Here is a 9510-nt window from a genome sequence, read left to right on the forward strand (position 1 = left end):
CTTGTTGTTAGAACTAGCACATTACCAACTCTCAACCACGAACAATTAGTTATAATTCCTTCCTCGCCACTGTCGTGGAGTGCGAAATGCTGATAAAAAGATTCGCATGACGGCTAAGGGGTCAGCCAATGGGGAAAGCCAAAACAGCCAACCGCCTCTGGTCTGAGTGCGATCATAACAGGGTGCGATCGCCAAAAGCATACCAAAGCGAACTATCAACAAAAATAGGTTCAGTCCCAGTAATAGGAGATGGGGCGATGGGGTGATGGGGTGATGGGGCGTAGACGCGCAAGCGGCTTCCCGTAGGGTAGGGGTGATAGGGAGATGGGGGGAAAGCAATAAGTAACTGAGGATGATCAAAACAGGTAAAGCTTGAGTTGAAGTTAGTACCCATAAATCAGTCCATAGCTGAGTGCGGGAAGAAGCATCTTTTAAGTCGAGACTCCGACCCCATTCTTTCCAAGTCTCTATTGCCCCTTCGTACATCCGCACTTTCAAGACTTTTGACCCATCTAGAAAGCCTACCTTAAAACCGGAAGCGGCTATGTGTCGAGCCAAAGTAACATCATCGCAAAAAGAACTTTTGGCACTAGTATAACCATTGACAGCAGCTAAAACAGAACGGCGGCATAAAAAGCATTGTCCATTAGCCATAACTCGTTCTGGCTGTTGCGTATTGATACCAGCAGGATCGAATCTATAAAGCAATGTCATTAACAACGCTGGTTGTAGCCAGCACTCTCCTGGATACTTAAGGATGAATTGCGGCGAGAGAGAAACTAAATCATATCCTCCAGTTATTGCCGTTTTTACCAAACCCGCAACTAAACCTGGTGATGGTTGAGTATCAGCATCCATACCCAAAAACCACTCGCTTGCTTCGCAAGAGTGTAAAAAGCCGTTGTGTAAAGCCCAAGGACGTCCTACCCAAGCGGGGGGTAAAGGATCATCGATAATTAAACGAAAGCGGGGGTCTTTTTTTTGTGCAGCTTTCACTAAATCAGGAGTGTGATCTTGGGAATTACTATCTACAACAATCACTTCCCGGACTTCATAACTTTGACGACTTAAGCCAGCCAATAGGGGGCTGATGCGGAGGGCTTCATTCAGGGTAGGAACAACTACACTCACACTACCTAAAAGGTCTGGTGTTGGGTTTTGTGGCGTTACAGGAGGTTGACGTAGAGGACCTTTCAACAGACGTGACAACAGAATTGCTACTGCTGGTACTTGTATAAGTAGTAGAAAAAACGAAAAGAACTTACTATAGTTAACGAGTCTATCACTGTAAAAATACTGAAGTTAATATAACGTGAGTTCGATTAATATTATCAGACTAAACAATTGAATCGCCCGCAAGTAAACTGCGCCCTAATACCCTAAGTCTACTAAAAGTAGACTGAATGAATAACCCCATCAACCCAGTTTAAGTGGGTTTTTGCCCCGCACCAGCAATTTATTGCAAAGCTGTTACTACGTGAGGCAAATTTGAGATAGTAAATCTCACTGTCAGCTTTGAGTTTTGCAACCAATCCATAGGCAATATGCAGCATCTCAACCGAAACTTCTTGGAACTGATAGTGCTGTTGAATATGACGAATCATAAAATCCGTCGCTGTCTCTACCGAGTCAAAACCATAAATGTTTTTTAGTTCAGCAAGAACGTCTTTGCGATAGGGTGATAAGACTTGCATCAATTCTCACCAAACTCTAAACCTTTTACTCCAAAGACATCGCAGTAATGCAGGGTGGGCGTCACCGTGCCAAAACCAGCAGACTTTATTCCCCCGCCATGCCGCGACTTTTTCGGCTGGCGGTGGGTAGTTTACTTAAGACCAACTTTTACCGGAGCTATTTGTACTTTATTGCTAGCAGGTTCTACAGCAGCATCTGTAGAAGTACTTTGAGTCTTCCACCATAAGACTACAGCTGGAACTGCACCTAAGAACAAACCTAGTAAGACGGGGATGGAAAAACCAGCCGCCAAACTCATGACTGTTGCAAAGCCAAAGTTACTTAAATAAACAATTAAAGGTAAATTAAGTTGCGATCGCTCTAATTTGATCGGTGTATTCCGCCACAACAATGCAGCTACCGTCATAAATACTGAGCCAGTACCAATCCAGCCAGCAAAGTTTTGATAAGGCATTCCAAAGAAAGCTCCTGGTTGCTGCCAATACCAAAAAGGTAGAGATGTTTGGCTCATTGCTGGATCAAGTACAAAGTCCCAAGAAGTCAACAATAAAGCACCTAAAGCGATCGCGCCTAAATGACGCCACAAACTAGGTTTTTTATCAACTTCTAAACCAGCACGTGCTAGTAGGTAAGCTACACATCCCACGTAAAACCAAGATAAAGGAATAGTAAAAGGTACTAAACCCGCAATTTTATAACCCAAGCCACTTAAGTAGCTGTAATGACCGAAAGGGAAGCCAGTACTGGTTCCTAGTAATTCACTGCTTAAAGAAATCAACACCGATGGCAGCAGAAATGAGAGCCACAAACCTAAGCCTAATGTTCTATAAGCATATAAGGAAACTGCTGCTGCTCCCAAAATCATATAAACTACGCCGCCTCCAGCCAAACTCCATTGCATGGCGGTTTGTCCAATCTCAGCTAAATTCAAAATTATTTCAGCGTGAGGAACGACCAGTAATATTCCTACCAGTCCAAACACCATTGATACAATATGACCAATCAGGCACACGCGCTCAGCGATAACAAGTTGTCTCATAATATTTCCTGAATCAAGATGTGACACGTGGCTATATAACTGCTAACAGTTTACAAATGTTTAAGAATATATATAACTTAATTTTGCTGAAATTCTTCTGTTAAATTGCTGAATTGTTTTTTAGCAGAGCATTATCGCCTATTGATTATAGACAAGACAAGTCAGAAAATTTTAGTTATTGTTGCAGCTATTTAGCTTAAAAACAGCTTAAAAACGGGATTATTAAGTAAGCAAGCCTGTAGATCCTATGGCTTTTTTGAAAAGACTTCCTTGGTTTTCTTTAATACTGCTGTTGCTTACGTACACTACCTTCGGCTGGGTACTATCAAGAACCAGAACTCAGCCCATAATATGGCTAGTGGTTGCGATCGCTATTGTAATTTTTATTGCTATCTTGACTATTCCCCTGTCAAAAATGGCTGACTATTCTGTAAGTTTATTTAGATCAAATCTCAAGTCATTTGGTATCGCTGTATTGGGGGCTTTTTTGTTCTTTCTCATTGTTGCCCGTTTTCGTCTATTTCTTGATACCTTAGTAATTATTGCTGCGACTATGTTGGTAAAAATAGATTTTCAAGCAGCAGGATTTAGCCAAGGACTAGCTTTTTGGATCACAACAGCCTTTTCCTTTGCAGGTTTAGCCTTAGGTGTCTTAGCAGAAAAGTTGATGTTGAATTATGGTCTAATTTTGTGAACTACCCACACTAACTTGGAGTACGTTGAGCAGCGCTTACGCTGCGTTGCTAGGCTTCACCCCTTTTTGTAAACGTTTTATCCCTGACCTGGAGTACTAGGTTCAGTGGGGGACTTACGGCGAGTTAGTTAAAATTAGGGCGGGTAGCAATACCCGCCCCAAGATTACTGATATTAAGATGCAGCAACAGCTTCAGTAGCAGCAGGATAAACACTGACTTTTTTACGAGTTTTACCCTTGCGTTCAAATGTTACTACACCATCAACTAGGGCAAATAAAGTGTCATCGCTACCAATTCCGACGTTATTGCCGGGGTGAAATTTAGTTCCACGCTGACGCACTAGAATATTACCTGCGCGAACAACTTGGCCACCATAGCGTTTGACACCCAGTCTTTGAGCATTTGAGTCACGACCGTTACGTGTACTACCTGTTCCTTTCTTATGAGCCATGATTTTCTCCCTTACAAAAATTGTTGTGGGTTGATAGTTGATAGTTGGTTGGAATAACTAACAACCAACAAACAACAACCAACAATCAACTAATAACAAATTATTCCGCAGATTCTTGTGCAACCTCACTTGTTGCTTCTGTTGCTTCACTACTTACAGAAGTTTCTGCTTCTGAAGCAAGCACAGAACCATTGAGACTAATAGAATTGATCATCAGTCTAGTGATTTCTTGGCGATGTCCGCGTTTTTTGCGGGTTTTCTTTTTCGGCTTCATTTTATAAACTAGGACTTTACGGCCCCGCAAGTGCCGCATCACTGTCCCTTCTACTTTTGCTCCTGTTACTAACGGCTGCCCAATTGTTACTTCGCCGTTGTGTTGCACTAGTAATACTGATTCTATGCTAACTTTCTCATCGGGTTGGACAGCAAGCAGTTCAATGTCATAAAAGCGGCCTGGTTCAACTCGTAATTGCTTACCGCCAGTTTCAATAATTGCGTAAGTCATGTGATTGTCCTTATGAGGTTGCCGTACAGGTAGCTGACTGTGGTCTCAAAATAAACGCGATCGCTTGCGTTTTGGAACTACTTTTGCCAGCTTTTGCAATGCGTCTACCTGATCCGAGCAGGAATTAGACAGACAATCTACCATTTTACTTTGCAAGGATATATTCGTCAAGCAATTACCACATTTGAGATAGCCCAAAAAAGGCGATGTTTTAGAGCGTATGGTATGCAACAGAAGACTTAAAGTTCTCAGGGGTTACGAGGGGCCAGATCCCCGACTTTTTAAAAAATTCGGGGATCTCGCAGCCTATCAAAATCAATGTGGTTGAGTAGTAGGTTCACTAGAGGGACTGTTCTTGTGATGAATGTTCTCCTTGGTGGTGAAATTTTTTCATTATGACTGTCCTCTGCCTTTATTTTGATAAAACCTTTTTTTAAACCCTACAGCACATATTCATACAGTCAGTAATTAATTGTTAACAGCTGATATTTAGCGAAAAGTTATTCTTATACATCAACAACAAACAATAAGTAATAATTACAAATTATGATTGTAATTGTATTAATTAGTGTTTTGAGTTAAGGCTGTGAATAGTATCTATGCTTTCCCAAGAGGGAGCAAAAGATGGAATTGATAAAGAGCAAGCTTTCCAGCCAGACTTTACTGCTACATTTAATAGATTACACGTACCCCCACGCTGCCCTACGGGCGTATAATGCCGACAGTAGCGACAAGCAGAAACACAAGATTTTAAAGTTGTCATAACCAATTGTTTGTGATTAAACAAGCATTCTCACCGGGAAAAATTTTTCCCCATCAAGTATGGCAATTATTTCCTCAAAAACACATAATAATTGTATTTTTTAATATAAAAACTTTGCATTACTAAACATAAGTTTATGTAGTAATTATTATAAGGTTTTTTGCTTACGTATATTTGATGAATTTGGTGTAAAAATACGAGAAATTACGGTGCTCAATAATTAAGTATCAATACTTATAATTAGTAATTACCGATAGCATTTATTAACTACCTAAACAAAATTATTAATTACAAATTTTCCTTGTTGGAATAGTAAACAGCCAAACCCTACTCCTGTTTCCTTCTCTAACAGATAAATTAGACCTGCCTTGAAAATGGGTGTAGGGGTATAAGGGTGGAAGGGTGCAAGCGGATGAAATTTTCATACCCTCGTTGTGAATTATATTCATGGAGTCTCTTGCAAAATTTATAGATGTTGAATAGTAGGAAATATATATGAAAAGAATTGAAGTTGAAAAAAGAACTATTTTAATCGGTTTAGCAGGTAGTCATGGATATGGTTTAAATCGTCCAGAATCCGACTATGATTATCGAGGAGTTTTTATTGCCCCCAAAAGATATTACTTAGGGTTTGACCAGATTGAACAAAAAGATAGTGATTGGGATGAAGTAGGAATATTTTCATTTTTAGATGGAAATAAAGATACAGTCATTTATGAATTAAGAAAAATCATTCAGTTGTTAGCCGGAGCAAATCCCAATGTTTTAGAATTGCTATGGTTGAATCATTATCCAGTATTGACATCGGTAGGACAGTACTTAATAAATCATCGAAAAATCTTTTTAACTAAGAAGGTTAAGCATACTTATTCTGGGTATGCTTTTGCCCAAATCAAAAAAATGGAAACTCATCGTAAATGGCTCTTGAATCCACCAACCAAGAAACCAGTACCATCTGATTTTGGTATAGAAGATGAAGCACCGCTGAGCAAAGAAGAGTTAAATGCTTTTTTGGAGTATCTTTATAATTTAGTTAAAGGCAAGATTGAATATTTAGAAGAAGCAGAAACATTATATAAATTATTAACAGCAGATATTGATATTAAAGCTATACTCAAACAGTATACATTGCCTGATGAAACTTTAGAATATACTCAAAAGTTAACTAATAGCCGCAAAGATTTTATTCGCTTACTTCAGAAAAGCCAAAGCTATCAAATTGCTTTGAGAGAGTGGAAAGCATATTTATCATGGCAAGAGAATAGAAATCCTGTACGAGCAGAAATGGAAAGAAAGTCAGGTTTTGATTTGAAACACGGAATGCATTGTATTAGATTACTACGTAGTGGACTAGAAATATTACGAACAGGAGAATTGATAGTAGATAGAAGAATTGCTGGGGATGTAAATGAATTAAAAGCAATTCTGAGGGGAGATTATTCTTATGAACAAGTAATGAAAATGGCTACAGATTTGATGACTGAGATCCAAAAAGTTGATGAAGAATCAATATTACCTGAAAAACCTGATTTAGAGAAAGTTAACGAATTATGTATAAAATTAGTAGAAATACAGGGGTGGGATGATTAAGGGCAAAAGGGTAAGGGGGAAGGGTTAAAGGGATTAAAAAATCCTTTTCCCTAAAAGATACATTACCAACTTTAATGATTGAAAAAATACTCAGAATATAGATGAGGTTAACTTTATTAAACAAGCGCTGCAATATCCTTATTCTTAATCTTCATCAAGTTATGAATCAAATTATTAAGTTTGTAATAACACTTGTGTCAGCTTGTAGGCTAATGCCGGAACTTGCAATCTAAATTGTGTATCCTGAAGACAACTGACATTACGACAAAATGGAGGTCTGATGACTCCCAAAATTATGCGTCAGCTTTGGTCTGTAATAGAGACTACTCAAACAAAGACGCTATTGCAATTAGATGATGCTAGCTTAGTACAGTGGTTGGTTAAGCAAACCAAAACGCAAGCTTTGCTAGATTGCCAAGAAACAGATTTTCTCTGTGACTACATTCAATCTCGCTTACCCCTCATCCGCGATCTTGCTAATGAACGTCAGTATTCATGAAAATAGTCATTGGTCATTGGTCATCAGTCATGGGTCATGGTTAACAACTACTAAACATTAACTCTTGACAAATGACAAACGACAAATGACAAATGACTACAGATTAATGACTTTTTGAGGTAAATATCCTTCTATTAAACAATCTGCTCCCACCACACGCACCTCTACACGTTCCAATGACAATGCTTCAGTCATGGTGGTTAAACCTAAGTCACCGACGGGTGTAGGAGCATTGCTTCCACCAATTATTTTTGGAGCAATGAATGCTAAGATTTTCTGTACTGATCCTTGAGCGATCGCATTAGCTGCTAGAGTTCCACCACATTCCCACAGCACGCTACAAAAACCGCGATCATACAAGTAAGCCATTACTTTTTCTGGTGTCAGTGGCGATAATTCGATTACTTCTACTCCCTGTTTGAGCAGCATTTTTCGAGAAACAGGGTTGGCTCCTACATCTGTCAGCACCAAAGTAGGAGCCTCTTCAGTTTTCCATAGATTAGCTTGTGCTGGTAAATTTAGACTGCGACTCATGACTATCCGCAGGGGATTATGCGCTCCCTGTTGACGGCTAGTCAAATGTGGATTGTCCAGTCTGACCGTATTTCCACCGACAATGACAGCATCACAGGCAGCACGTAATTGATGCACTACGCTACGAGCCTCCTGGTTAGTCACCCAAGCGCTATGACCAGTAGTCGTAGCTATTTTGCCATCTAAGGTCATAGCGTATTTTAATATGCCCAAGGGTCTTTTGTAGAGAATGCGATGGATAAAGCCTTCATTCAACTTTCGACAAGCTTCTTCTTCCACTCCTACTATTACTTCTATGCCCGCCGCACGTAATTTAGCAATACCACCACCAGCTACCAGGGGGTTAGGATCAACCATACCGACTACTACCTTGGCCACTCCAGCAGCAATTAATGCTTCTGAACAAGGAGGAGTGCGTCCGTAGTGATTGCAAGGTTCCAGACTAACATAAATAGTTGCCCCACGAGCGTTTGCACCTGCTGCTTTAAGTGCAAAAACTTCAGCGTGCGGTTCACCTGCACGGGGATGAAAGCCTTCTCCAATAATTTCACCATCTTTAACAATCACTGCCCCTACCATCGGATTTGGGGAAGTGCATCCCAAAGCGCGCCGAGCAAGTTCCAAACAGCGCCGCATCATTGCCCGGTCAAACTCAGTTCCTACTTTTTGTTGGGGATGTGAATCTGATTTAATCACTGAATTTACTATAAGTACATTTTCTTAACTGTGATCAACTAGGGGCTGGAAATCAATTAAAAACAGAAAATGATAAATTTTTAATTTTTCTAGCCCTGCTCCAACTCTAGCTTTAATCCATCTTGCCAGAGGTTGCCAAAATTCCAGAAAAAATTAAGGGTGAGGATAATTTGGGATTGTTGTCTCAAATTATCTCCACCCTTGACTCTTTGCCTAGTGATTCATCGCATTAATTTTGCTGGGCTACAAGATCCCCGACTTCTTCAAGAAGTCGGGGATCTGATCCCTCACAACTTCTCATAACTTTTGCGATAGACCACTAGTTGGAATCCAGGTTATCCACACTCCGCCCACAGAAATTTAAAAACTAACTTTTAAACTTATTCATGATTGTTGCTCGGCTAATTTCAGTTGTTGCCACCAACGATTCAGAGGAAAATAAACCACTGGCGCCCAGAGGCTACTAACTATAGCAGAGGCTAGGGCTACCTTTTGATAATAACCCCAGATGTCTGCCGTATTACGATCGCCCATAAAAATTAGTTGTAAAGCAAAAATTGTTTCCACCAAAACCGCCATGCCGAAGACAATTAAGGCGATTGAAATAAAATCTTCTTGAATAAAACGCTGTTTTTGCAGCAAAGCTGTTAGACATCCTACCACTGCTAAACTGAGGGCGTGAGTGGGATCTGGTGATGTCATTGCATCTTGAAGTAATCCCAAAACTATACCTGCTAATGCACCTTGGAAAGGTGTACGCTTTACACTCCAAGCCACTACCCAAATTAATAACCAATTCGGGCCAATGCCTAATAGTTCCATACCAGGAAGACGGGTAAGCAGCATCAGCAAGCAGAGGATTACAGAACCAAAAATCACAGCCCAATTTACCAGTAGTCGGAGGCGCGGATGCCAACGTGAAATGGGGTTGATTTTTATAATGGATTTTCGCGATCGCGATTTTGGCTTATTTTGCCTGCCACCCCTAAATGCAGGAATTTTCATTTTTTTATTAAACACTCATGTGTAAAGTACACAAAAAT

10 protein-coding genes are annotated in these 9510 nt (G+C 40.1%); 3 read left to right on the top strand and 7 right to left on the bottom strand.

The features are described from left to right. Window positions 1-45: 45 nt before the first annotated feature. From cruG to cruF, 3 genes are all read right to left on the bottom strand, one after another. Window positions 46-1209, bottom strand: a complete 1164-nt coding sequence (gene cruG / locus UYI_RS0102350) for a 2'-O-glycosyltransferase CruG (RefSeq protein ID WP_235147897.1) — start codon at window positions 1207-1209, stop codon at window positions 46-48. A gap of 179 nt (window positions 1210-1388) precedes the next feature. After that, entirely contained in the window at window positions 1389-1694 is a 306-nt protein-coding gene (locus tag UYI_RS0102355) for a hypothetical protein (protein ID WP_016865084.1), read from the bottom strand. Between the two features lie 131 nt (window positions 1695-1825). Next, on the bottom strand, window positions 1826-2734 hold the full coding sequence (cruF, locus tag UYI_RS0102360) for a gamma-carotene 1'-hydroxylase CruF (protein WP_016865085.1): 909 nt from the start codon (window positions 2732-2734) through the stop codon (window positions 1826-1828). Between the two features lie 247 nt (window positions 2735-2981). Between cruF and UYI_RS0102365 the strand changes: the two genes are divergently transcribed. Further along, window positions 2982-3428 (top strand): hypothetical protein, encoded by a 447-nt coding sequence (locus tag UYI_RS0102365; RefSeq protein WP_026085698.1) that lies wholly within the window; start codon window positions 2982-2984, stop codon window positions 3426-3428. 173 nt (window positions 3429-3601) lie between these two features. On the opposite strand, the gene rpmA is transcribed toward UYI_RS0102365, so the two are convergent. Next, entirely contained in the window at window positions 3602-3880 is a 279-nt protein-coding gene (gene rpmA, locus UYI_RS0102370) for a 50S ribosomal protein L27 (RefSeq protein ID WP_016865087.1), read from the bottom strand. Between the two features lie 100 nt (window positions 3881-3980). Further along, window positions 3981-4385, bottom strand: coding sequence for a 50S ribosomal protein L21 (gene rplU / locus UYI_RS0102375; RefSeq protein WP_016865088.1), 405 nt, complete (start codon window positions 4383-4385; stop codon window positions 3981-3983). 1258 nt (window positions 4386-5643) lie between these two features. Here rplU and UYI_RS0102380 point away from each other — a divergent pair. Together UYI_RS0102380 and UYI_RS0102385 are read left to right on the top strand one after the other, a co-directional pair. After that, window positions 5644-6738 carry a nucleotidyltransferase domain-containing protein gene (locus tag UYI_RS0102380; RefSeq protein ID WP_016865089.1) on the top strand — a complete coding sequence of 365 codons (1095 nt, stop codon included), beginning with the start codon at window positions 5644-5646 and terminating at the stop codon, window positions 6736-6738. A 280-nt stretch (window positions 6739-7018) separates the two neighbouring features. Further along, complete coding sequence (locus UYI_RS0102385) at window positions 7019-7237, top strand: hypothetical protein (protein WP_009458025.1); 219 nt, start codon at window positions 7019-7021, stop codon at window positions 7235-7237. 96 nt (window positions 7238-7333) lie between these two features. Here the strand turns inward: UYI_RS0102385 and ribD are convergent, their stop codons facing one another. Together ribD and mreD are read right to left on the bottom strand one after the other, a co-directional pair. Continuing rightward, a complete protein-coding gene (gene ribD / locus UYI_RS0102390; protein WP_016865090.1) occupies window positions 7334-8467 on the bottom strand; it encodes a bifunctional diaminohydroxyphosphoribosylaminopyrimidine deaminase/5-amino-6-(5-phosphoribosylamino)uracil reductase RibD in 1134 nt (377 codons plus the stop codon). Window positions 8468-8851: 384 nt separating this feature from the next. Further along, window positions 8852-9472 carry a rod shape-determining protein MreD gene (mreD, locus tag UYI_RS0102395; protein ID WP_016865091.1) on the bottom strand — a complete coding sequence of 207 codons (621 nt, stop codon included), beginning with the start codon at window positions 9470-9472 and terminating at the stop codon, window positions 8852-8854. Window positions 9473-9510 lie beyond the last annotated feature (38 nt).

It is taken from the genome of Fischerella muscicola PCC 7414 (assembly GCF_000317205.1).
In the GTDB taxonomy this organism is placed as follows: domain Bacteria; phylum Cyanobacteriota; class Cyanobacteriia; order Cyanobacteriales; family Nostocaceae; genus Fischerella; species Fischerella muscicola.